Below are 22,215 nucleotides of genomic sequence, written 5' to 3'. Positions count from 1 at the left end.
TCGGCAACCTCCTGCTGGCGACGCTGACGATTCGGACAATGGAGGTGCTCATCGTCCGCACCCCCGGGATGCTGCGGCCGGAGGCCGTCGGCCAGTCCGACCTGCTGCGCGCCTGGACGTTCGTCATCCTGATGGCGATGGCGATGGCGATGGTGCTGGTGCTCGCCGTGGTCTTCCCGCGCGTCGGGATGCTCTGGCTGCTGATCCTGTTCCTCTCGCTCCTGATCGTCGACTCGGTGGCCGCCTTCTGGAACGACCCGACGGTCAAGAAGGCGCGCAAGAGCGCCAAGAAGCAGGCCGAGAAGACCCGCAAGCGCTTACTCCCGATTCCCCCCGCTGAGCGCGCACCGCGGTGCGGCGAGACGGGCATCGATATGCATGTAAAACAAAAGCGACAGACATATTTCTATCCTCGTTTCGCTCAACAGTTAGAGAAACCACTTGTCACTCCTCCCCCTATTCACTCGCGGCCCACGTCGGGTTCGCACCACCATCGCGTCGGCCATCGTCGCGATCGGAGGCGCCGCTTTGTTGACCGCGTCGCCGACATCGCCCGCTTACGCAGCGTCCACCCTCGATTGCTCCTGTCAGGACGCGGGGGCGTCACGCCGCCCGCGCAAGGCAACTGGAAGGTCGCATCTTCGACGCCGGTTCTCGACGCGAAAGGCGTGCAGGCGCGCACCTTCTCCGGCTGGATGGTGCCGCAGGAGGTCCTCGAGGAGGGCGACACCACCTGCGTCGGATACTTCGATGGCCAGAAGCGCCTCACCATCGCCAAGCAGAAGGCCGGTGGCGCCTGGTCGTCGGTCACGCTCGACAAGACGCTGAACCACGACTCGCACGCACGCATCGCCCTCGCGCTGGATACGAACGGCAACCTCCGCGTCAAGACGCACACGGACTCCAGCGATGACAAGCTCGAGTACTGGGTCACCACCGCTGGCGACGACCTGAGCACCCTGAAGGCGGGGACGATGGTTCCGTGGTGGACCACGACCGTCGATGGGGTCACGTACCCGATGGAGGATCTCGCGAACAGGTACGGCGAGTTCTACAAGGGAGCGGACGGGCAGCTGTTCTTCCGTGGCCGGGTGGGGTCGGCGGGTGGGGCTTACACGATCGCCTCCAATACGACGCGGCGTCGCGGACGTGGCAGCTCCAGGATCCCAAGACGGGATTCAACGGCCTCGCCATCGTCTTCAACGGATGGGCTTAAGAGTTCGCGCCGATAGGCGCTGGTCGCGGCGCGTTAGCGTCATGACGGGCACGAGGTCTGTTAACCACGATTTTGTGAAGAATCAGTCGGTTTCCAGGACACCCCGTGCCCGCCGTTCCATCATCGATCATTGACCCGATCTGGCACCAGTTCGAATCGCTCATCCCGCCCGTGATCGATCAGCATCCGCTCGGCTGTCACCGACCACGGGTGCCGGATCGGATCGTGTTCGACAAACTGGTGCAGGTCCTCGTCCTCGGGGCCGCGTATGTCAAGATCGCCGACAGCACCTGCTCAGCAACCACGATCCGCCGCCGTCGTGACGAATGGATCGCCGCCGGGATCTTCACCCGGCTGGAGCAGATCTGCCTCGACGGGTATGACAAGATGATCGGCCTCGAACTAGAGAACCTCTGCGTCGATGGGTGCATCGTGAAAGCACCCTGCGGTGGTGCAGCGGCCGGCCGTTCCCCGGTCGATCGCGGGAAACAGGGCACGAAACGTTCCCTCCTGGTCGACGGGCGAGGGATCCCGCTCGGCTGCGTGATCGCGGGGGCGAACTGCCACGATTCGCCCTTGCTGGCGCCAACGCTGGAAAAGCTCGGCCGGTTCGGGTTCGACCTACCCGAACGGATCACCGTGCACCTGGACGCCGGCTACGACTCCCGCACGACCCGGAACCTGCTCGAGGGCCTCGGCTGCGACTACATCATCAGCAAGAAGGGAGCACCTCTCCAAGCCGGAGCCCGCTGGGTCGTGGAACGCACGAACTCGTGGCACAACCGAGGATTCCGCAAACTCCACATCTGCACCGAAGTGCGCACCCGCGTCATCAACGCGTTCATCGCCCTCGCGAACGCCATCATCATCACCCGACGCCTTCTCGCCGAAGCCTGGACCCGCTACCGCTGGGAAGGGCGACCCACCCGACAACCATGACCTACCGGCGCGAACTCTAAGGCGCCCTTCACAGCGGCTTATCCGTCCGAGCCGGTGAAAGGTCCGGATGGTCGGTTCCACATGATCTGGACGTGGCGAGGGGACTCGGCGGCGGACAGCAACTCCGAGGTGCACTATGCGTCGAGCGCCGACATGCGCACCTGGCAGAACATCAAGGGCGAAGCGGTCTTCACCGGAGGCGTCAGTCAATTCACCCACGGTCTGAAGAGCACGATGGTCGATCCCGTCTCGTTCCACGGAGGCCTCCTCAATGACAACGGGATGGCGCTCGGCTTCGACGACAAGGGGAAGCCGCTGGTCTCCTATCACAAGTACGTCGGCACTGGTGCGGGCAAGACCACGCAACTGTTCATTGCCCGACCGGACACCGGGAGTGCTTCCGGATGGAAGCTCACGCAGGTCTCCGCGTGGAAGGGCCTCTACGATCTCGAACGTCGCGAAGACTCCTTCGTCGGTGACATGAACATCATGACCATGAGCGCGTCCTCGGGGGCCGTGTTCGACGGAAAGTACCTGACGCTGGACTACACCTGCCAGTGGAAGGGCCACCGGATGTACCTCGATCCGGTAACCGGCGAGCAGGTGGCGGATCTGCCGCTCCCCGATGCCGCCGCTTTGCCGGCGGAGATGCTCGCTTCGGTCTTCGCTCCGGGGTACATGATCACGGCACGACAGTCCTGGTCGCGCTCGTCGAGCGACGACCACGCCACGATCCTCAACTGGGAGGCCGGCCCCTACAATGTGCTCGGCACCCAGGACCAGTACACGAACTACCCGCTCGAGGGATCGCCCCTGACGGTCTACCGCCTCGAACGTCGGTAGCCCCGTCCCGTGATGATGCCCCGCCCCGAATCGCTCGGAGCGGGGCGTCGTTGCGCCGGGCGCCTGGCGACTGCACCCCTGACCGAGGCATCAACGAAGACTGCAATTCATTGCCACGAAAGTGGCATTCGTCTATTAGCACGGGCAGATGTTGCTCAACATCCTCTGGCTCGCGGCGATCGTCTTCATGCCCTTCACCGCCAACGTGCTCTCGGACAGCCCGAACGGCCAGCCGCCATGGAGGTGCTCATCGTCCGCACCCCCGGGATGCTGCTGCCGGAGGCGGTCGGCCAGTCCGACCTGCTGTGCGGCTGGACGTTCGTCATCCTGCTGGCGCTGACGCTGGCGCTCGCCGTGGTCTTCCCGCGCGTCGGGATGCTCTGGCTGCTGATCGTGTTCCTCTCGCAGCCGCTGCACCTGGTCGTGAGCAACGCGTTCCGCCGCAAGGCGAACACGGACGCGTGAGCGCGACGGGCCTTCCCACAGCCCAGACCGGGGGTTATCGTCGTGGCATGCGACCCAAGACATTCTTCGTGCTCCTGATCATCGCCACCGCCTACCTCCTGGGTGCGCGTGCCGGGCGCGAGCGCTACGACCAGATCGTCGACTCGGTGACCGCTTTCTGGAACGACCCGACGGTCAAGAAGGCGCGCAAGGACGCCAAGAAGCAGGCCGAGAAGGCGCGCAAGAAGTACTCCTGATGCCCTTCGGCGCGTCCCTCGGCATGGACGCTCAGGGCTCTCGGTAGTCGCTCTCGGTGTAGTCGCCTTCCGGTGCGTCGGCCGGTTCCTCGACGTCGGTGTACGTCCCTTCGACGTCGGGCTCCGGCCCCGGGTTGTCCTCGGACTCGGTGTACTGACCGTGGACTGTGCGCTCGTGGGGGCCTTCGTCGTCTGCCTCGGTATAGCTGCCCTCGAGGTTCTCGCGGGCGTCGCCTGCCGGCTCGTCTGGGGTGCTCATAGCGGTGAGCGTACGCTGTCCGGGGCCGCGCGACCAGAGGGCGATGCGGTGCCCCCGACGCCGCCCTGACGGCGCCGTAGCCAGTGGCCTCCGGCCCCGGTATCGTTCGGCCATGACACGGTCGCCTTCCGTCTTCGCGAGGCGCGGTCCGGCGGTCCTCGAGCTGAGGATCCACGGGATCAAGAACACGCCGCCGGGGGAGATGCTCGGCGTCGCGCCCGGCGACGTGCGCGCCGATCAGGCCGACGAGAACGGCGGCTTCTACGTGGCCACCGTCGACCCGGTGGACCCGGACGACCCTGCGACGCCGCCGACCGTGATCCGCCGCGAGGGCTACTCGTGGGGGATGCTGGCCCGCTACGGCGGCGGAGCCTGGGTGGCGATCGGGCAGTTCTTCGTCCAGCTCGCCTGGCTGCTCATCCTGCCCTTCGGTCTCTGCAATACGGCGTACTGGACCAGGAGGATCCCCGACCAGGCGCGGACGGGCGAGTGGCACGCCGGCCGTGGTGCGGCATCCCTCCGGGTCTTCGCGCTCGGGCTCACCCTGCTCTACGTGTGCGCTCTGGCCTCAGTGAGCCTCGACCTGATCGGGACGCAGTGCCTAGCCCGGCCGTCTTTGTGCCCGGCCCTGCCGGGCTGGGTGACCGCGTTCTTCGACGCACCCGGCTTCGACCACCGCGGCATCCGGGTCGCGGTGCTCTCGCTGGTGCCGATCGCGGGTGTTCTGCTGCTGTTCTTCGTCTCGCACCAGGCGCGGACGCGCTACGAGGCCGGCATCTTCGGGACCGTCGCGAAGATCCGCGCCGCGAGCGACCTCAGCGGTGTCGCGGCCGGGCAGCCTGCTGCGCCGCGTCGCCCGCTCGCCACCGACGGCTTCTGGGGGATCACCCGGGTCAAGCTCCCGAGCGAGCTGATTCACGTGGCCGCCGCGTTCTTCCTGGTGTCCCTGGTGATCGGCTGGGATGGCGTATTCGGCTCGTGCGCGCCCGCCGGGCTCGACCTCCCGCCCGCGTGTCTCGACCCGGCGACGACGCCGCTGCTCTCGAAATGGTGGCTGACCCTGGCGGCGGCGCTCGCCGTCGGCGGGCTGGTCGTCGTCGTCGCCCTGGTCGTGCGCCAGTCGGACACGACTGTGGCAGGCCGCACCGAGCGCGCGTTGGAGGGCGTAGCGCCCTCCGACCGGGACGAACGCCGGCATGCGCTCATCCGCGCGAAGCTGCGGCGCCGGGAAGGCGTGGCCGGCTGGATGCTGCTCGTCGCGACGGCCGTGTACCTCGCCGTCGCGGTGTCGGTGGCGGTGCCCGACGCGGCCGTCGACCACCACCCGCCGTCCTTCCTGGGGCTGGTGATCGCGCCCTCCATCATCCTCGGCGTGCTGCTCGCGATCGCGCTCTCCGCGCTCGGCTGGCGACGCGGAGTGCCGCGCTGGCTCTCGGTGATCGTGGTGGCGGTCGGAGGAGTCTCGCTGCTGGTAGCCGTCGTGTCGACGCCGCGCGACCTTCATCTGGCGCCCCTGACGGCCGCGGCGTACGGGCTGGCCGCGCTGTGCGCCGTGCTGCTGGCGGTGCTGGTGATCTTCTGGCCGGTGGGCCGCCGCCGCAGTTTCGCCTACCAGGGCTGGCACGGCACCGGACCGGGCGTGATCATGCTGCTGTCGCTCGGTGCGGCGATGCTGCTCTCTACCCTCCTCGTGCTCGGCACCCAGTGCGCGCTCGCTTCGACGGGTTCGACGCCGGTCTGCCCACTGAGTCCCGGGGGCCTGACGACGCCGGTCGCCTACCGCAACTTCGGCGGCACGGTTCCGGTGCTCGCCGTGCTGCTGGCGCTGTTCGTGCTGGTGGTGGCGCTGCTGCGGATACGGACGACCCCGCGGCTGACGACGCCGGAGACGGTCGGCGGCCGCGCCCTCCGGGAGCCGTTGCGCACCTACCGCGACGGCCGGGTGCCGCAGGTGAAGACCGCGGGCAAGCTCGACTTCCGGATGCTGCGCGCCCGGCGCTCCGCCGCGCTTTTCCACCGCGGCGAGCCGCTTCTCGGGGTGCTGGCCGGGCTGCTGGCGTTCGGAGTCGTGGTCGCGATCGCACTGCCTCAACCGCTGCGGCCCGCGTTGCTCGACCTGGCCCTCCCGGCGCTGGGCCTCATCACCGTGATCGCCGTCGTGACGATCGCAGAGAACGCGCTGACCACGAAGGAGCGCCCGATCGGCGTGATGTGGGACCTGATGTGCTTCCTGCCCCGGGCCGGCCATCCGTTCGGGCCGCCATGCTATGCCGAGCGCGTCATCCCGGAGCTGCGAGACCGAATCGTCGCGTGGCTGGAGGCCGACATCGCCGACGGCGCCGGGGGAGTGGAGGACCGTCGCACGGCCGAGCAGCGGGCCGACGACGAGCTGAGGGCGCTGACCACCCGGCAGCGCCGCAAGGTGGTCGTCAGCGCGCACAGTCTGGGCGCAGTGCTGGCCGTCTCGACGATCTTCACCCTCGGCGCCGACACCGTCGACGGCCTCAAGAACGTGGGACTGCTCACCTACGGCACGCAGCTGCGCGCATACTTTGGCCGGTTCTTCCCCGAGCTGTTCGGACCGGCGGCGCTGGGCACCCTCCCGAGCCGCGGCCCGTCGCTGTGGAAGGCGGACCCCTGGCTGCGTCAGGTGATCGAGGACCACCGCACAGACGGGTCGGGAGGCCGCGACCCCGACCTGCGCGAGAAGCCGACCCTCCGCGAGCTGCTGACGCAGCCGGACGGCCAGGTGGCGTGGATCAACCTGTGGCGCCGCACAGACTACCTCGGCTTTCCCGACGCCTCCTTCAAGGACAACGAGATCGACAGGGGCGCCGACGAGTTCGGGCCGCCGCTCTACCTCGTCAAGGTCGCGACGCACCCCGGGTATCAGGCGTCGTCGCAGTACATGTCGGCGCTGCGGGATCTGATGCAGCGGTTGTGAGTACGGGCCCCTACGTTCGCGCTGAATGTGCCCTCTCGGCGCGCCAGAGGCGACATTCGGGGCAAATGTGAGGGGGCACCCCGCACAAAAACCGACTGCGGTATGGTATTGCCAACCCGCGACCGTCATCGAAGGAGAACAATGGTCGACCGCCTCAGCCGCGCATCCGAACTTTCTGTCGAAGAGAAGGCGTCGCTCACCAGCGGTCGCAGCTTCTGGGAGACCGAACCCGTCGACCGCGTCGGCATTTCCTCCCTCTACCTCACCGACGGCCCGCACGGCGTCCGCAAGCAGGCGCAGGGCGGTGACCACCTCGGGATCGGCGACAGCGTGCCGGCGACCTGCTTCCCGCCGGCCGTCGCCCTCGGCTCCTCATGGGACGCCGAGCTGCTCGAGCGCGTCGGCGCGTCGCTCGGGGAGGAGGCCAAGGCCGAAGGGGTCGGCGTGCTGCTCGGCCCCGGCATCAACATCAAGCGCTCGCCGCTGTGCGGCCGCAACTTCGAGTACCTCTCGGAGGACCCGATCGTGTCCGGTCGGCTCGGCGCGGCGCTCGTGCGTGGCCTTCAGTCGCAGGGCGTCGGCGCCTCCCTCAAGCACTTCGCCGCCAACAACCAGGAGACCGATCGACTGCGCGTGAGCGCCGACGTCGACGAGCGGCCGCTGCGCGAGATCTACCTGCGTGGCTTCCAGCACGTCGTCGAGCAGACCCAGCCGTGGACGGTCATGTGCTCGTACAACCGGATCAACGGCGTCTACGCCAGCGAGGACGCGTGGCTGCTCACCTCGGTGCTGCGCGACGAGTGGGGCTTCGAAGGCCTCGTCGTCTCGGACTGGGGCGCGGTCAACGACCGGGTGAGCGCGCTCGTCGCCGGCCTCGATCTCGAGATGCCGTCGAGCGGCGGCGTCACCGACGCGCAGCTGGTCGCCGCAGTGCGCGACGGCTCGCTCGCCGAGTCCGTGCTCGACACCGCAGCGAACCGCGTCATCGACCTGGTCGAGAAGGCGCTCGCCGGGGCCGACGCCGACGCGACCTACGACGTGGAGGCGCACCACGCCCTCGCCCGGGAGGTCGCGGGACGCAGCATCGTCCTGCTCAAGAACGACGACGTCCTACCGCTCGCGACCGACGCCGGCCGCACGATCGCTGTCGTCGGCGAGTTCGCCCGCACGCCGCGCTTCCAGGGCGCCGGCTCCTCCCAGATCGTCCCGACCCGCCTCGACAACGCGCTCGACGAGATCATCGCGCTCGCCGGCGACGCGACGGTGACCTTCGCCCCCGGATACGTCCTGGGCGAGACGGGTGACGCCGACGCGGTGGCGCTCACCGCCGAGGCCGTCAGCGCCGCTGCAGCGGCGGACGACGTCGTGGTGTTCGTCGGCCTCCCGGGCGAGGATGAGTCGGAGGGCTTCGACCGGGAGCACCTCGAGCTGCCCGCTGCCCAGACCGCGCTGCTGGAGGGCGTCATCGCCGCCAACCCGCGCGCGACGGTCGTGCTGTCCAACGGCGGTGTCGTCCGTGTCTCCGGCTGGGCCGACCGTGTGCCCGCCATCGTCGAGGGCTGGCTGCTCGGGCAGGCGGGCGGCGGCGCGATCGCCGACGTGCTGTTCGGCGTCGTCAACCCGTCCGGCCGGCTCGCGGAGAGCATCCCGGTGCGGCTCGAGGACACCGCGTCGTACCTCAACTTCCCCGGAGAGAAGGGGCACGTGCGCTACGGAGAAGGCTTGTTCGTCGGCTACCGCGACTTCGACGCCCGGGGCGCGGCCGTCAGCTTCCCGTTCGGGCACGGCCTCTCGTACACGACGTTCGAGTTCGGTACGCTGGCCGCAACCCCAACGGCCGAGGGCGGCGTCCGCGTGTCGGTGGAGGTCACCAACACGGGCGAGCGCGACGGCCGGGAGGTGGTGCAGGTCTACGTGTCGGTTCCGGCCTCCCGGGTGCAACGCCCGGTGCGCGAACTCAAGGGCTTCGCCAACGTCGCCGTGGCCGCCGGAGCGACCGAGACCGTCGTCGTGGAACTCGCCGCGTCCGACCTGGCCTACTACGACACCGAGTTCGCCGGCTGGTCCGTGGAGGGCGGCGACTACATCGTGGAGGTCGGGGCATCGTCCCGCGACCTGCGCGGCTCCGTCACGGTGACGCTGGCCGGCGACGGCCGCACCGCACGTCTAACCGTCGATTCGACGCTCGGCGAGTGGCTGGAGCACCCGGTCGGCGGTCCGATCCTGATGGTGGCTCTCGCGCAGAGCGCAGGGGCGGAGGGCATCGGCGCCATGCTGGCCGACCCCGGCCTGCGGCGGATGGCCGAGTCCATCCCGCTGATCCGCGCGGCGTCGTTCCCCGGAAGCCCGGTCACGCGCGAGCAGCTGGATCAGCTGGTGGCCGCGACAAACGCCTAGCGTACCCCCGTTCGCGGCACGGTGAATCCCCTTGCGTCAGCGAGGAGTTCGGCGTTCGGTGGGGGCATGACCGACAAGCGTGACGAGCAGGATGCGGTCGCCGGCCACGACCCCACCAACGGGCTGGCGGGTGACCTCGAAGGAGACGACGGCGGCGCCGAGGTGCCGACCGCCGACCAGAACGTGATCCAGGACGTGATCGCCGACTTCGACCTCGATCCGGACCGACCGGTGGACGAAGACGACGATTCCGCTACGTCGTACAGTGAGGAGGGCAAGCCGTGAGCGATACGAGCGGTCTCCCGAACACCGACGCACAGGGCGTCCCCGCCGAGGACGATCCCGAGCGCTTCGCACCGAACTCGGGCGGGCCGGGCGCCGACCGCGACGCCCAGGCCGCCGAGCCGTCCGAGAACGAGCGGGGGCAGGGCGACGACAGCCCCGGCCGGACGACTCCGGAGGGCGCGGAGGACGTGACAGACGCGCAGACCCAGAACGCCCCCGCGACGGACTCGGAGGGCGCAGCGCCGCCTCCAGCCGACTTCGACCCCGCCCAGCAGCCGTCGAACCCCGACCTGGTGAAGAATGTCGAGCCGCCGGACGAGTGAGCCCGGCGTTCCCTCCAGAAATCGTGGCCCCGCCCTCTTCATCCCGGGTCGGGGCCGCTTCACGTCCCGGGCCGGTCGGCGAGGCGCTCAGCGCGCGCCGGAGCCCCGTTCGCCGGACAGCCACACCGCGCCGATGGCGAGTCCAACCAGGAGCATGCCGATGCCGACGCCGAGTATCGGCGCGTCGCCGGTTGGCGGCAGGATCAGCCCGACGAGGAACAGCACAGCCCCGAGGTTGAGCAGCACAGCGGCCACCCAACCGAGCGTCCTGCGCAGGCCTGCGTTCATCCCCGGTATCGTAGCCCGGCGCCCGGCGGAAGATGTGCGCCGAGGGGCACGTAAACGCCCGTATTTTGCGCGGATAGGGGCCTCTGCGTGCCCTTCGGCGTCGAAGATCAGGACGCGCCCTGGTTTCCGGTCGGCGACGACTCCTCGTCGAGGGCCTCATTGATGAGCGCCGCGACCAGGTACTTCCAGTCGGAGCCTTCGTGGAGAGTCTCCGCGTATCCGAGCGGGATGGCGCCGAACACCGGCTCGTGCTCCTCGCCTTCGACCGACACGCGCACGAGCCGCCCGAGCTCCGCGTGCGACTCGTCGAGGACGACCCACTGGCCTGGCGCCTTCTTCTCGATGTGGAAGATGCGCTCGCGGTACGGGTAGCGGACGCTCGACATCTCGAGTTCGCTGGCGGACATGGTCATCCCTTCCGTCGGAGGACGCTCTCACGAAGCATCCAACGCCCGAAGGGCTGTCCTTGGCAAGATGCCGCAGCCTACGCTGACCGTATGAGCGGCACCGTCCACAACCTCGATGAAGCGTTCGGGCTCGTGCCGGAGCCGTGGCAGCCGCACCGGCTGACCAGCGTGAACGATTACGACGTCAAGGTCGCACGGCTACGGGGCGAGTTCGTCTGGCACGCCCACCCCGACACCGACGAGCTGTTCCTGGTGGTCTCGGGCCGGCTGACCATCCGCCTGCGGGACGGTGACGTCGAGCTCGCTCCGCACGACGTCTTCGTCGTGCCGAAGGGCGTCGAGCACTGCCCGCAGGCCGATGAGGAGGCGCTCGTCGTCCTGTTCGAGCCGAAGGGAACCGTCAACACCGGCGACCGGCCGGGGGAGCGGACGAGCGAGCTGCGGGAGCTGCCCGGCGACTGACGGAACCGCGTGCGCCTCCTCAGAGGAGGTCGTCGAGCTCCGCCAGCAGAGCTGCCGGCCCCTCGTAGACCGACTGCGCCCCCGCGTCGACGAGCTCGGCCGCCCCGACCCCGCCGCACAGCACCCCTACGGAGCGGATCTGCGCGCGGGCCGCGGCGGTCAGGTCCCACACCGAGTCGCCGATCATCAGCGCTTCGGAGGCGGAGGCGTCCGCTCGGCGCAACGCGACCTCCAGGATGCCGGGGTCGGGCTTGGCCTGCTCGACGTCGTCAGCCGACGTCGCGGCGTGGATGGCGTCGTCGGCGTCGAGTGCCTCGCGCAGCAGCGCGAGCTCGTCTTCGGGCGCCGAGGTGGCCAGCACCACCCGGATGCCGCGGGCGGCGATCGCGCCAAGGAGGTCCGCCGCGCCGTCGAAGGCGCGCAGGCGCGGCGACAGCGCGCGGAAGTGCTCGCCGTGCAGCGACTTGGCCCGTTCGGCCCAGGCGTCGTCGCGCTCGCCCGCGACACTGCTCAGCAGCCGTGCCGAGTCCTGGCCGATCGCGCGGTGGATGCGCCAGGCGTCGACGGCGACGCCGAGATCGGCGAACGCGCGCTGCCAGGCGTCGACGTGGAGGTAGTTCGAGTCGACGAGGGTGCCGTCGACGTCGAAGAGCACGGTTCGAACGGTCATGCCCCCTGTGTACACCCGGTTCCAGCAGAGTCCATGCGTGCGTCGCACCCCTTGCCAGGAGGGCGAGCCGGGTGGACTCTGCGAAGCATGGCCGAGAACCAGCGTCCCGAACTGACCGACCCGCGCACGGCGATCGTGACCGGGTCCGACTCCGGCATCGGGAGGGCGGCGGCGATCCTACTGGCCCGGGCAGGCATGGACGTCGGTGTCACCTGGCACTCCGACGACGAGGGCGCGGAGGAGACCGCGCGCCTGGTGCGCGCCCAAGGGCGGACTGCCGTCGTGGCCCGGCTCGACACGACCGATGCGCCCGCCTGCGCCGACGTCGTGGACGCGCTCGCCGACGCCTCGGCGGCTGCGACGTGTTCGTGAACAACGCGGGCATCAACGGCGGTCCGGCGTTCGTCGACACCGACTGGGACACGTGGCGCACGACCATCCTGGCCGACCTCGACGGGCCGTTCGTGTGCATCCAGCGCATCGCGCGACGGATGGTGTCGGCCGGACGCGGCGGCCGGATCATCGGGGTCACCAGCGTGCACGAGCACCAGCCGCGGGTCGGCTTCGCCGCCTACGACGCCGCCAAGCACGGGTTCGGCGGTCTGCTCAAGACGCTCGCTCTGGAACTGGGCGAGTACGGGATCACCTGCAACGCGGTCGCGCCCGGCGAGATCGAGACGCCGATGAACGACGCCGCGGAGGTCGACGCGCGAGGCGTGCATCGCCCGGGCATCCCGCTCGGCCGGCCGGGCGCGCCCGAGGAGGTAGCCGCCGTCATCGCGTTCCTCGCCTCTCCCGCCGCCTCGTATGTGACCGGCGCCTCCTGGGCCGTCGACGGCGGGATGCTGCAGATGGGACCGCAGGCCGGCTCGGACCTCCCCTCCGGCGACTGGCGGCGCGCCTGACCCCGGCTACCCGATCAGCGACACCGCGCGGGCGATGACGAGCGCCAGGAGCACGAAGCCGGCGAACGACTCCAGCGCCATCAGCAGCTTGGCGCGGTGCCTGAGCGGCATCGTGTCGGTCGGGCTGAACGCCATCGAGTTGGAGAGCGAGAAGTAGAAGTAGTCGATGTAATTGGGCACCCAGTCCATCGTCTGGCTCGAGCCCCTGGCGACCTCGTCGACGTCGTCCTTGTCCTCGTCCTGCGGAAACCGGAAGTCGGCGAGCGGCAGCTCGCTGCGCTTCACCGTGACCCGGGCGACAGGGCCGCCCCGGTCCATCGTCCAGTACACGAGACCGAAGGCGATCACGTTGGTGACCCAGACCTGCAGCGAGGCGAGCAGGATCTCGGAGCCGTTCCCGTGCTTGTTCAGCAGCCGCACGATCGTCTCGACGAACGCGATCTGATTCGCGGCGAGGATGAGCACCGCGAGCGCGATCTCGGCTCGGCGGGACCACCGCGACTCCCGCGTGAGCCGGTGCGGATTGTAGACGATGAGCGCGACCAGCATGAGCACGCAGACGCCGACGACGGCCCAGCGGGCGGCGGGCGGCACGACGCTCGGCAGGAGCGCGTAGGCGATGAGCGCGACGAGGGTTCCGATCACCGCGGGCCAGCGGTGCTCGGGGGCGACATCACGCGCCCGCTTGTCGTCGGAGGCCGTGGTGGTTTCCCGGGCGTTCACGCCGTGGACAGTACGCCCGGGCGCGACCGCGCGGAATCCGAAAATCAGTTGAAGATAGCCCATTCCGAGCGGCTCAGCTTCGCCTGCTGCCCGTTGATGACCAGATACCAGCTCTCCTCGTCGCGGTGGAGGTACTGGGCGAGCATGGTCGTATAGCGCCATTCGCCGGAGACCTGCGTCCACCGGATCAGAGAGATGAGTTGGCCCTGGCGCAGGTAGGGCACCGCGACGAAATCGTCATGCCGCGCGTGCTCGGGACCGCTGATCTGGCCCCCCGCCCTCGGAGTGCTCATGCGTCACTTTAACCCCAAGACCCACCCTTTGGGAACAGTTGCTGCCCTGAAGATATGCAATAGATCTCGTGTCAATCGGCCGAGATGGAGGCCGCCAGCGCCCGTGTCCAGACCGTGAGCCGCCGGCCGTCCACGTGGGTCCCCGAGCGGAACCTCCGGAAGCCGCAGCGCACGGCGACGGCCTCGCTCGCCGCGTTGCCGTCGAGGGTGCTCAGCCACACGACAGTCTCGCCCTGGCCGGCGAGCCACGCGGCGAGAACGGTGACCGCGGATGTCATCAGCCCGCGCCCGCGGGCCTCCGGTCGCAGGGCGTAGAAGACCTCGAAGCCGTCGTCCGACCTTCCGAAGCCGACTGTGCCGAGCGCGTCACCGCGCTCGTCTACGACGTAGCGGACGCCGCGCTGCGCCTCGGCGGCCCGCACGTTGCGCGCGGCGCGCAGACGGGCGCCGTGCTCGTCGAGGTCGGCGGGGTACATCGTCCACCGCGGCACGTCCTCCACCCGCGCGAGCTGCAGCTCGATCCGCCAATCCGACTCCTCGAGGCGTCGCAGCGCGACCCCCGGATGGTCGGACAACCCGAGCTGCAGCGGGAACGGATCCATGACACGAGGCTACGCCCGGGTCGCGGACGGGATCCCGCCGCGACCCGGGCCGGCGTCAGTGCGTCGCGCTCAGCGCGGGGATGGCGGCGACCTCGCCGGTGCGGGCCGACTCGTAGGCGCCGAGGATGATGCCGAGCACCTCGATGCCCTCCTTCTGGGTGTGCAGCGGTCGGGTGCCGTCCAGGATGCTGCGCGCGAAGTGTTTCAGCTCCTGGCCGAACTGGTGCACGGGCTCCAGCTCGATGACGGTCGCCTCGGCCTCGCCGCGCTTTTTCACGGTCAGTGTGGTGCCGTCGCTGCTGAGGCTCCCGAGCTCGCCCACGGCCGAGAACTTCTCGGTGCCGGGTGCGGCCTCATACGCCCAGCTGGTGACCACGGTGCCGATCACCCCGTTGTCGAACCGCACGAGCACGGTGGCCGAGTCCTCGCCCTCCATGAACGCCAGTCGGTGGGTGGCGAGCATCGCCGTCACCTCCACAGGAGCCCCGCCCGCCAGGTGCAGCAGCAGATAGGTCGGGTGGTAGCCGGTGTCGATCAGTTCGCCGCCGCCGGAGGTCGCCGCGTGCGCGCGCCATCCCATGCTCGACGGATCGAAGTCGTTGAAGAACGAGTCGGTGGTGCGCACCTCGTACACGCGCCCGATCTCTCCCGACTCGATGAGCGCCTTCGCCTGAGCCACGGCCGGGAGGAACAGCTGGTTGTGCGCGCACATCAGCGTGACCCCGGCCTCCCCGACGGCGGCGGAGACCTCGGCGGCCTCCTCCGGCGTCAGGCAGAGCGGCTTCTCGCAGAGGATGTGCTTGCCCGCCCGGGCGGCCGCGACGATCGCGTCCTTGTGGAGGTGGTGCGGCAGGCAGATGTCGACGGCGTCGATATCGGCCTCTGCGAGCATGGTGCGGTAGTCGGCGTAGATGGCCGCGCCGGTGGCGTCGGCGCGCTTCTCGGCGCTCTCGCGGACCGGGTCGGCGACTGCGGCGAACGTGATCGTGTCGGGGTTGCGCAGGTAGCCCTCGACGTGGGCGCCGGCGATGCCGCCGGCCCCGATCAGGCCGATGCGGACGGTGGAGGTGGTGCTGTTGGACATGAGTTCTCCAAAGAAAGTAGGCGAAGTGTGCCGAGGTGCACGTCGTTGTCGCTTTTCGGCGCGCGAAGCGACGACAACGTGCCCCTCACGGATCGAGATCAGCGCGTGGGGGTTGCGGTGGGAAGCGCGGGCGTCACGGAACTGTGGGCGGCCGCCGAAGCGTTCGCGGCCACGACGGTGCGGGTGAGGGCGAGTGCGTGGTCGAGATTGGCGTCGGCCCTGCTGCCGTCGTGGATGCGCCGCACCCACTCGTCGAACGCGCCCGGCAGGTCGTCGGGCAGCGGCAGCTCGCGCCAGCCGTCGCCGACGTCGATCAGGAGTTCGCTGCCGGCGGCGCCGTAGGTCAGCGCACCTCTGGTTCCGCGCAGCTCGATCGTGAAGTCGCCGGGACCCTGCACGAGACTGGCCTCGAAGACGCCGATCCGGCCGCCGTCGAACTCGGCGGTGACCACCGCGTTGTCCTCGACCTCCCGGCCGGTGACGCTGCCGTAGGTCGCGGTGATGCGCGTCGGCTCGCTCCGGTGGAAGAGGCGCGTGAGGTAGGCGGGGTGGCAGCCGAGGTCGGTGAGCGCACCGCCGATGGCCTCTGCCGGATGCCCGAACCGGTCGGGCAGCCAGCCGGTGACCCATCCGTCGTGGGCCAGCCGGACCCGACTGTAGGCGAGCTCGCCGAGCGTGCCTTCGTCGAGCACGCGCTCGATGGCGACCGTGTAGCCGTGGTAGAGCCGCGGCAGCGAGACCACGAGCGACACCCCGGCGGCGTCGGCGGCGGCGACGAGCTCGTCGGCCTCCTCGACGGTGGGCGCCAGCACCTTCTCGGTGAAAACGTGCTTGCCCGCCGCGATGGCGCGTCCGATGACGTCGCGGTGCTGATCGGTGGAGGTGGTGATGGTGACGGCGTCGAGCCCGTCGCGGGCCAGCAGCTCGTCGAGGTCGGCGACGAACTCGACGCCGAACTGGTCGGCGGCGGCTCGACCACGCTCGGGATCGTCGTCCCACAGGGCGACGAGGGTGGTTCCGGGATGGTTCTGGGCAGCGCGCGCGTAATCGCCCGCGTGGACGTGCCAGAAACCGATCGCAGCGACAGCGAGTGGATGGGACATGACCTGGGAAGGCCTCCTTGCCTGGTATTCGATGCGCGCGAACCCGTCCAGCCTAACCACTTCGCGGCGCGCATCGAAGACCTTTTGCCGCATTGCCAGCAGAAGTTGGACGCAACGGGGTTTAGTATCGGTCGCATGCTGGGTCCTCGGTCGCAGGCTCCCTCGGCGCTGGGGTCGCAGGACCGCTCCGCGCTCCTCTCGAGCTCCACCGCGCGCATCCGACTGCACCGCGAATGGCACGGCGACGAGGACTCGCCGCATCCGCCGTTGCTGCTGATCCACGGCGGCGGCGCCACCATCCCGTCCAACTGGGGGATGCTGATCCCGCTGCTTGAGCGCAGTCGCTCCCTGCTCGCGGTCGAGCTGCAGGGTCACGGTCGCACGGCGGCGGGCGACAGGGAGCCGTCGTTCGAGGCGTCGGCCGACGATGTCGCCGCGGTGCTCGGCGAGCTGCGCCTCGCGCCCGTCGACGTGCTCGGCTTCAGCAACGGCGGCCAGGTGGCGCTGCAGCTCGCCGCGCGGCATCCCGAGCGAGTGCGCCGGCTCGTCCTCGCCTCCACGCCGGTGCGTCGGGAGGCCATGGTCGACGGGTTCTGGGAGGGGCTCGAGGCCGGGCGCTTCGACGACCTGCCCGCGGTGTACGCGGAGGCCGACATCGCCGTGAGTCATGACCCGGAGCACGCGCGGCGGATGTTCGAGCTCGACCGGCAGCTGATGCTCGGCTTCACGGACTTCCCGGACGAGCTGCTCGCGTCGGTCGTCGCGCCGACCCTCGTCGTCGGAGCCGATAGCGACGTCATCCGCGCAGGGCACTTCGTCGAGCTGGCCGCGCTGCTGCCCGACGCGCGCCTGCTGATCGTGCCGGGCGTCCACGGCGACTACCTCGGCGAGGCGCTGGCGGCGTCGGGAGACGACCGCGCGCTGCGCGCGTTCCTGCCCCACCTTCTGACCTTCCTCGGGGACTGACTTCCATAGGTCATCTGGAACCTCGTCAATCCCTCTTCTTCGTATGCGCAGAAAAAGCATGCATACGGCACTATTGGGTTCATGGGAAAACTCCTCTACGGCGGGGGTCAGGAATTTGACTTCGACGACCGTGTGCTGAGCCACGTGAAGCTCGCGATTGTCGCCAAATTGCGCCGACACGAGAGCTTCCTGCTCAACTGGGATGTGCCCGTCGAGCAAGGTTCAGGACGCGTCTCGCTCTGGATCAGCCGCGAGATCCCGCTCGCGTTCCAGTTCGCAGGCAGCCGCCCGCCTGCGATCAATCCGCAGTGGCTGGAGGCGCTCATGCACACTTCGCAGCGCACCGGCGGCATGGTCGTGATGGCCGAGGACGAGGCGGATCACCACCTGCCCTGACAGGCGGTATGTGGCCGTTTCTTGTCATGTCGCAGTGGAATGAGCGCCCGGAGTGATCATGCTCCGGGCGCTCACTCGCTGAGGTCGTCGGCGTTGGAGTTGGCGGCGAGTGTGTCGTGCAAGGCGGGCCATGCTGCGCGTGGGCCCGTGGACCGCGTGATCATATCGCGCAGGCATGGTGTGTGCTACGTTTTACTTTTTTCAAATATCAGAGATCTAACAATGAAAACGAGACAAGTGACCGAGGACCCGAACCGAGAGCCCGACCTCCGCAACGCCGAGCTGAAACGACGCTCCGTCGTCGGCGCTGCAGCGTGGGCTGCTCCCGCCATCGTCCTGAGTGTCGCGTCGCCGGCGTACGCCGCGTCGATCGGAAGGATCGTCGCCAGGTCCGTGCCGATCAAGGCGGGTGAGCCGAAGAGCACCACACTCCAACTCTCTCCCGCCGCAGACGGTGTACCGCTCACCCTCACGGTCGAGCCGGACGGCGCGATCAGCTGGTCGCCGGATATCGTCACCCTTCCCGGGGCCGGCGGAAGCGCATCCGTGTTGTTCAGCACCGAGTTGAGGGAGGCCCAGACCGTGTTGGTCACCGCCGTCGCCCCCGGCTACGGCACCGCCACCTTCTCACTGGAGATCGAAGCAGCCCCCTCCGGCAGTGGAGCGCATTTTGTGTCTGTCGCTGCCGGCTTTGTCCATTCGGTTGCTCTGGCGGCGGATGGAACAGTTTGGGCGTGGGGGGGCAACAACGGCGGCCTGGGGGAGTTGGGTAACGGTTCCACAACGGGTTCGAATGTTCCGGTGCAGGTGACGGGTCTTGATTCGATCATGTCTGTCGCCGTCGGCGATGTGCATTCGGTTGCTGTGGCGGCGGATGGAACAGTGTGGGCGTGGGGGAGAAACAGCTGGGGGGAGTTGGGTAACGGTTCCACGGATTCGAATGTTCCGGTGCAGGCGACGGGTCTTGATTCGATTACGTCTGTCGCCGCCGCCAGTAGCCATTCGGTTGCGGTGGCGGCGGATGGAACAGTGTGGGCGTGGGGGAAGAACAACATGGGCGAGTTGGGTGACGGTTCCACGACGGGTTCGAATGTTCCGGTGCAGGTGACGGGTCTTGATTCGATTACGTCTATCGCCGCCGACGATGGGAATTCGGTTGCGGTGGCGGCGGATGGAACAGTGTGGGCGTGGGGGTACAACAACAGGGGGCAGTTGGGTAACGGTTCCACAACGGGTTCGAATGTTCCGGTGCAGGTGACGGGTCTTGATTCGATCACGTCTGTCGCCACCGGCGGTAGCCATTCGGTTGCTTTGGCGGCGGATGGAACAGTGTGGGCGTGGGGGTACAACAACAGGGGGCAGTTGGGTAACGGTTCCACAACGGATTCGAATGTTCCGGTGCAGGTGACGGGTCTTGATTCGATCACGTCTATCGCCGCCGGCTACTTGCGTTCGGTTGCTGTGGCGGCGGATGGAACAGTTTGGGTGTGGGGAGACAACAACTTCGACTTCTGGGGTGACGCAACGGGTTCGAATGTTCCGGTGAAGTTGGGAGGTCTTGATTCGATCACGTCTGTCGCCGTCGGCATCTTTCATTCGGTTGCTGTGGCGGCGGATGGAACAGTTTGGGCGTGGGGAGACAACAACGGAGGGCAGTTGGGTAACGACTCCACCGAGAATTCGCTTGTTCCGGTGCAGGTGTTGACGCCGAAGTAGAACGGACCCGTTTGTACCCACTGGTCGTTGCAACACGGTGGAGATGCGGCTGTGCCAACCCACGCTTACGTGAATCAAAGCCCCCGCCACAAGAAGACCGACGACGCATTTCGTCTAGTCACCACGGGCTTCGTCCAGCGCGCGCTCGGCGTCGCGCACGGAACGTTGCAGCTCGGAGATGCGCCTGCGCAGCTCCCGTTCGGCGGCCTTCGACTCCGACAACTCCGACTCGGTGCGCTGCAGGCGACGGTCGAGGTCGGTCCGCTCCGCTTCGAGGTCGGCGCGCCGATCGACCTTCTCGTCGAGCTCGTCGTCGAGGGCGTCCGCCTCCGACCGTGCGCGTTCGAGCGCCCGCTCGGCCGCTCGGATGGCGCGCTGACGCTCTCGGCGATCGCTCGCCGACTCCCGTGGCCCTGACTCGGACTCGCCCTCAGGTTCGCTCTTCCGTCCAGGCTCGGAGACGGGAGTGCGTGCGGCGAGCTCCGACTCGTCCAGCGGCACTGCGACCGCGTCGGAGATGTCCACCGACTCGACACCCGTCGACTCCAGTGCGCGCACGAGCATCCCACTGCGCACCGCGAGGGCGGCCGCGGGATCGATGACGGCGGCCTGGAGGGTCTCCTCGACCTCCCTGCCCACCGCCGGGCTCGCGTCGAGGTCACGCAGCGCGGTCTGGAGGAGGCGCTGCCGTTGGCGCGTCGCCTCGCGGATGGCGTCGCGGTCGCGCGCGGCGAACGCGTCGCGCATGCGGTCCCCCTGGGCGAGGAGGCGGTCGATCAGCGCAGGGTCCTGGCGTGTCAGCGCGTTCACCGCGGCGGCCGACGCGGTCGGTTTGCGCAGCGCCTTGATGCCCGCGCGCAGCTCGCGATCCGCGTCGGAGGCCGCGGCCGCGCGCGCGGCGACGAAGCCCGCGGGAGCGACCCCGTACAGGTCCGCGGCCACGTCGCGCAGGTCCATGGCGCGAGTGTACGCGCTTCACAGTGCTGCGACGGCGCGGTCGCAGGTCAGTGGTTGCGGAGCTCCTTCACCAGCTCCGACTTGTTCTTCTTCGAGTAGCCGGTCAGGCCGAGCTCCTTCGCGCGCTTCTTGAGCTCGGGCACGGTCCAGTCGTCGTACGACCCGGACTCGCCTCCCTTGCGCCCGACCGACTTCCGTCCGCGGGCGGCCGCCGCGTTGGAGATGCGCGCCGACTTCTCCTTCGAGTTGCCTTCGTCGCGGAGCTTCTCGTACAGCTCCTGATCCTTCAGTGAGGACTCCCGTCCGGGCATGATGCGCTCCTTCCGTCGTGCAGCCCGCACAGTACGCCTCGGCCGGCCTCCGGTCAGGGGTGCGCAGACGTCGAAGGACCCGTGGCCGGGTGGCCGCGGGTCCTTCGGGAGGCGGTGATCTCGAAAGCTACGCGCGCGGCGCCTTCGACGCCTTGATCGCGGCGAACCAGGCGCTCGACGGGCGCAGCCAGATCATCACGACCGCGACGATCGCGGCGAGCACCTGCAGCAGACCGAACGGGAAGCCCGGGATGACGTTCAGCAGCGACAGCGCGGTGAGCACGGTCAGCACGATCCGGGCCCAGTTCGCTCCGCGGCGCAGGAAGAACGCGAAGAGCACGAAGACGATCGCCCAGAAGATCAGCGTGACGATCGACCAGCCGATGGCGAACGCGATCACCGCGTTGACCACTTGCTCGGCGTTCTGACCGTGGAGGTCGACGTTGGAGTTCGCCAGCTGACGGAGTACGGCGTCGCGGTTGCTGCCAGCGCCGACCACCGTCACGATGCCGCCGATCACGCTGAGCACGGCGCTGGCGATGTACAGCCAGAACGCCACGTTGACAGTCGTCGGGATGCCGGTGGGACGCTCGACGGGGGCCGCGGGGGCCGCGGCATACGCCGGGAAGGCTCCGGGCGGCGCGGGAGGCGGCGGGTATCCGCCAGCGGGAGCGGTCGGCGCTACGGGTTCGGGCGTGACGGGTGGGGCCGGAGGCGCGGGCGGCACGTCGCCGGCGGGCGGCGCGGGCGGCGCGGGAGGCGCGGGCGGCATCGGTTCGGCGGCCGGCTCCGTGGGCGCGGGAGCCGGTTCGCTCGGCGCTGCGGGCGGTTCCGCGGGCACCGCCGGCTCCGGGGCCGGCGGAACGGCGCCGGCCTGGTCGCCGCCCTCTGCGGGCCGCGGCGTGTTCTCGTCCTCAGGAATGGTCATGCCGCGACGATACTGGAATCGACGTGGTCAAGCTACAGTTGTCCGCGCGCGGCGGGGGATCGCTCGGAGGACTCGCGTCACGCGTGGCCCAGCGGCTCGACCCCTCCGCTCGGCCAGCGAGGAGCGCATGGTCCGTCCCTTCGATGGTTTTGGGCGGATTTTGCGCCGTTTCGGCGACCATGGCAGCCAGCTCAGCTCAGGGAGTCGAAGTCGAACCAGAACGAGTCGTCCTCCTCGTGCTCGCCAGAGGCGACCGGCTCCCGGGGGATACTCGCGGTCTCGATTCGCACGTGGGTCTGGGCGGTCACGAAGATCTCACTCGGAGGCCGGCTCGACTGCGTGATGGACACGAAGTCGCCCGCGTTGCGGCTGGCTTCGATGATGCGCCGTTTGAGTTCCTCGACAGGCTCGCGATCGACGAACGTGAAGCGCAGTTCGTCGATATAGACGTGAAAAACCTGCATGCTAACTCCCTGGATTTCACCTTCCCGCCGAAT

General features: G+C 68.9%; 25 protein-coding genes and 2 pseudogenes. 14 read left to right on the top strand and 13 right to left on the bottom strand.

Annotated elements, in window-relative coordinates:
• Positions 1-38: 38 nt before the first annotated feature.
• From ACPPVW_RS07020 to ACPPVW_RS07000, 5 genes and pseudogenes are all read left to right on the top strand, one after another.
• Positions 39-1,232, top strand: a complete 1,194-nt coding sequence (locus ACPPVW_RS07020) for a BNR-4 repeat-containing protein (protein WP_426625796.1) — start codon at positions 39-41, stop codon at positions 1,230-1,232.
• A gap of 89 nt (positions 1,233-1,321) precedes the next feature.
• Positions 1,322-2,155, top strand: a complete 834-nt coding sequence (locus ACPPVW_RS07015; RefSeq protein ID WP_426625795.1) for an IS5 family transposase — start codon at positions 1,322-1,324, stop codon at positions 2,153-2,155.
• Positions 2,156-2,200: 45 nt separating this feature from the next.
• A pseudogene (locus ACPPVW_RS07010) lies at positions 2,201-2,998 on the top strand (BNR-4 repeat-containing protein); the annotation flags it as partial.
• A 237-nt stretch (positions 2,999-3,235) separates the two neighbouring features.
• Entirely contained in the window at positions 3,236-3,463 is a 228-nt protein-coding gene (locus ACPPVW_RS07005) for a hypothetical protein (RefSeq protein ID WP_426625794.1), read from the top strand.
• A gap of 47 nt (positions 3,464-3,510) precedes the next feature.
• Positions 3,511-3,699: a hypothetical protein gene (locus ACPPVW_RS07000; RefSeq protein WP_426625793.1), complete on the top strand. Its 189-nt coding sequence runs from the start codon at positions 3,511-3,513 to the stop codon at positions 3,697-3,699.
• Positions 3,700-3,730: 31 nt separating this feature from the next.
• Here the strand turns inward: ACPPVW_RS07000 and ACPPVW_RS06995 are convergent, their stop codons facing one another.
• Positions 3,731-3,958, bottom strand: coding sequence for a hypothetical protein (locus ACPPVW_RS06995; protein WP_426625792.1), 228 nt, complete (start codon positions 3,956-3,958; stop codon positions 3,731-3,733).
• A gap of 112 nt (positions 3,959-4,070) precedes the next feature.
• On the opposite strand from ACPPVW_RS06995, the gene ACPPVW_RS06990 reads away from it, so the two are divergent.
• The 4 genes from ACPPVW_RS06990 to ACPPVW_RS06975 all read left to right on the top strand — a co-directional run bounded on the left by ACPPVW_RS06990 (position 4,071) and on the right by ACPPVW_RS06975 (position 9,907).
• Positions 4,071-6,902, top strand: coding sequence for a hypothetical protein (locus ACPPVW_RS06990; protein ID WP_426625791.1), 2,832 nt, complete (start codon positions 4,071-4,073; stop codon positions 6,900-6,902).
• A gap of 141 nt (positions 6,903-7,043) precedes the next feature.
• On the top strand, positions 7,044-9,299 hold the full coding sequence (locus tag ACPPVW_RS06985; RefSeq protein WP_426625790.1) for a glycoside hydrolase family 3 C-terminal domain-containing protein: 2,256 nt from the start codon (positions 7,044-7,046) through the stop codon (positions 9,297-9,299).
• A gap of 66 nt (positions 9,300-9,365) precedes the next feature.
• The gene (locus tag ACPPVW_RS06980) at positions 9,366-9,584 is read left to right on the top strand and encodes a hypothetical protein (protein WP_426625789.1); all 219 of its coding nucleotides are present in this window, start codon (positions 9,366-9,368) and stop codon (positions 9,582-9,584) included.
• Positions 9,581-9,907 (top strand): hypothetical protein, encoded by a 327-nt coding sequence (locus ACPPVW_RS06975; RefSeq protein WP_426625788.1) that lies wholly within the window; start codon positions 9,581-9,583, stop codon positions 9,905-9,907. Before ACPPVW_RS06980 ends, ACPPVW_RS06975 begins: the two co-directional genes overlap by 4 nt.
• An 87-nt stretch (positions 9,908-9,994) precedes the next feature.
• Here ACPPVW_RS06975 and ACPPVW_RS06970 read toward each other — a convergent pair whose 3' ends face one another.
• Positions 9,995-10,195, bottom strand: a complete 201-nt coding sequence (locus ACPPVW_RS06970; RefSeq protein WP_426625787.1) for a hypothetical protein — start codon at positions 10,193-10,195, stop codon at positions 9,995-9,997.
• Between the two features lie 107 nt (positions 10,196-10,302).
• Positions 10,303-10,602 carry a hypothetical protein gene (locus ACPPVW_RS06965; protein ID WP_426625786.1) on the bottom strand — a complete coding sequence of 100 codons (300 nt, stop codon included), beginning with the start codon at positions 10,600-10,602 and terminating at the stop codon, positions 10,303-10,305.
• Positions 10,603-10,692: 90 nt separating this feature from the next.
• Here ACPPVW_RS06965 and ACPPVW_RS06960 point away from each other — a divergent pair, with 90 nt between their 5' ends.
• Entirely contained in the window at positions 10,693-11,064 is a 372-nt protein-coding gene (locus ACPPVW_RS06960) for a cupin domain-containing protein (protein ID WP_426625785.1), read from the top strand.
• 19 nt (positions 11,065-11,083) lie between these two features.
• Here the strand turns inward: ACPPVW_RS06960 and ACPPVW_RS06955 are convergent, their stop codons facing one another.
• Positions 11,084-11,734, bottom strand: a complete 651-nt coding sequence (locus ACPPVW_RS06955; protein WP_426625784.1) for an HAD family hydrolase — start codon at positions 11,732-11,734, stop codon at positions 11,084-11,086.
• Between the two features lie 87 nt (positions 11,735-11,821).
• On the opposite strand from ACPPVW_RS06955, the pseudogene ACPPVW_RS06950 reads away from it, so the two are divergent.
• Positions 11,822-12,639 (top strand): annotated as a pseudogene (locus tag ACPPVW_RS06950) (SDR family oxidoreductase).
• Between the two features lie 6 nt (positions 12,640-12,645).
• Here ACPPVW_RS06950 and ACPPVW_RS06945 read toward each other — a convergent pair.
• From ACPPVW_RS06945 to ACPPVW_RS06925, 5 genes are all read right to left on the bottom strand, one after another.
• On the bottom strand, positions 12,646-13,362 hold the full coding sequence (locus tag ACPPVW_RS06945) for a hypothetical protein (RefSeq protein WP_426625783.1): 717 nt from the start codon (positions 13,360-13,362) through the stop codon (positions 12,646-12,648).
• A gap of 44 nt (positions 13,363-13,406) precedes the next feature.
• Positions 13,407-13,655: a hypothetical protein gene (locus ACPPVW_RS06940; RefSeq protein ID WP_426625782.1), complete on the bottom strand. Its 249-nt coding sequence runs from the start codon at positions 13,653-13,655 to the stop codon at positions 13,407-13,409.
• A 71-nt stretch (positions 13,656-13,726) separates the two neighbouring features.
• Positions 13,727-14,257, bottom strand: coding sequence for a GNAT family N-acetyltransferase (locus tag ACPPVW_RS06935; RefSeq protein WP_426625781.1), 531 nt, complete (start codon positions 14,255-14,257; stop codon positions 13,727-13,729).
• 55 nt (positions 14,258-14,312) lie between these two features.
• On the bottom strand, positions 14,313-15,341 hold the full coding sequence (locus ACPPVW_RS06930) for a Gfo/Idh/MocA family protein (RefSeq protein ID WP_426625780.1): 1,029 nt from the start codon (positions 15,339-15,341) through the stop codon (positions 14,313-14,315).
• Positions 15,342-15,439: 98 nt separating this feature from the next.
• On the bottom strand, positions 15,440-16,444 hold the full coding sequence (locus ACPPVW_RS06925; RefSeq protein WP_426625779.1) for a Gfo/Idh/MocA family protein: 1,005 nt from the start codon (positions 16,442-16,444) through the stop codon (positions 15,440-15,442).
• Between the two features lie 135 nt (positions 16,445-16,579).
• On the opposite strand from ACPPVW_RS06925, the gene ACPPVW_RS06920 reads away from it, so the two are divergent.
• The 3 genes from ACPPVW_RS06920 to ACPPVW_RS06910 all read left to right on the top strand — a co-directional run bounded on the left by ACPPVW_RS06920 (position 16,580) and on the right by ACPPVW_RS06910 (position 19,522).
• Positions 16,580-17,410, top strand: a complete 831-nt coding sequence (locus ACPPVW_RS06920; protein ID WP_426625778.1) for an alpha/beta fold hydrolase — start codon at positions 16,580-16,582, stop codon at positions 17,408-17,410.
• Positions 17,411-17,491: 81 nt separating this feature from the next.
• Positions 17,492-17,806: a hypothetical protein gene (locus tag ACPPVW_RS06915; protein ID WP_426625777.1), complete on the top strand. Its 315-nt coding sequence runs from the start codon at positions 17,492-17,494 to the stop codon at positions 17,804-17,806.
• Between the two features lie 237 nt (positions 17,807-18,043).
• Positions 18,044-19,522, top strand: a complete 1,479-nt coding sequence (locus ACPPVW_RS06910; RefSeq protein WP_426625776.1) for an RCC1 domain-containing protein — start codon at positions 18,044-18,046, stop codon at positions 19,520-19,522.
• 114 nt (positions 19,523-19,636) lie between these two features.
• Here the strand turns inward: ACPPVW_RS06910 and ACPPVW_RS06905 are convergent, their stop codons facing one another.
• From ACPPVW_RS06905 to ACPPVW_RS06890, 4 genes are all read right to left on the bottom strand, one after another.
• Positions 19,637-20,479, bottom strand: a complete 843-nt coding sequence (locus ACPPVW_RS06905; RefSeq protein ID WP_426625775.1) for a hypothetical protein — start codon at positions 20,477-20,479, stop codon at positions 19,637-19,639.
• A gap of 47 nt (positions 20,480-20,526) precedes the next feature.
• Complete coding sequence (locus tag ACPPVW_RS06900; RefSeq protein ID WP_426625774.1) at positions 20,527-20,790, bottom strand: DUF7218 family protein; 264 nt, start codon at positions 20,788-20,790, stop codon at positions 20,527-20,529.
• A gap of 127 nt (positions 20,791-20,917) precedes the next feature.
• Positions 20,918-21,718 carry a hypothetical protein gene (locus ACPPVW_RS06895; RefSeq protein WP_426625773.1) on the bottom strand — a complete coding sequence of 267 codons (801 nt, stop codon included), beginning with the start codon at positions 21,716-21,718 and terminating at the stop codon, positions 20,918-20,920.
• Positions 21,719-21,909: 191 nt separating this feature from the next.
• Positions 21,910-22,182 carry a hypothetical protein gene (locus ACPPVW_RS06890; protein ID WP_426625772.1) on the bottom strand — a complete coding sequence of 91 codons (273 nt, stop codon included), beginning with the start codon at positions 22,180-22,182 and terminating at the stop codon, positions 21,910-21,912.
• Positions 22,183-22,215 lie beyond the last annotated feature (33 nt).

Origin of the sequence: Leifsonia sp. McL0607 (assembly GCF_049993355.1) — a bacterium.
In the GTDB taxonomy this organism is placed as follows: domain Bacteria; phylum Actinomycetota; class Actinomycetes; order Actinomycetales; family Microbacteriaceae; genus Leifsonia.
Note: the sequence above shows the minus strand (reverse complement) of the source record. Positions and strands in the feature narration are given on the sequence as shown.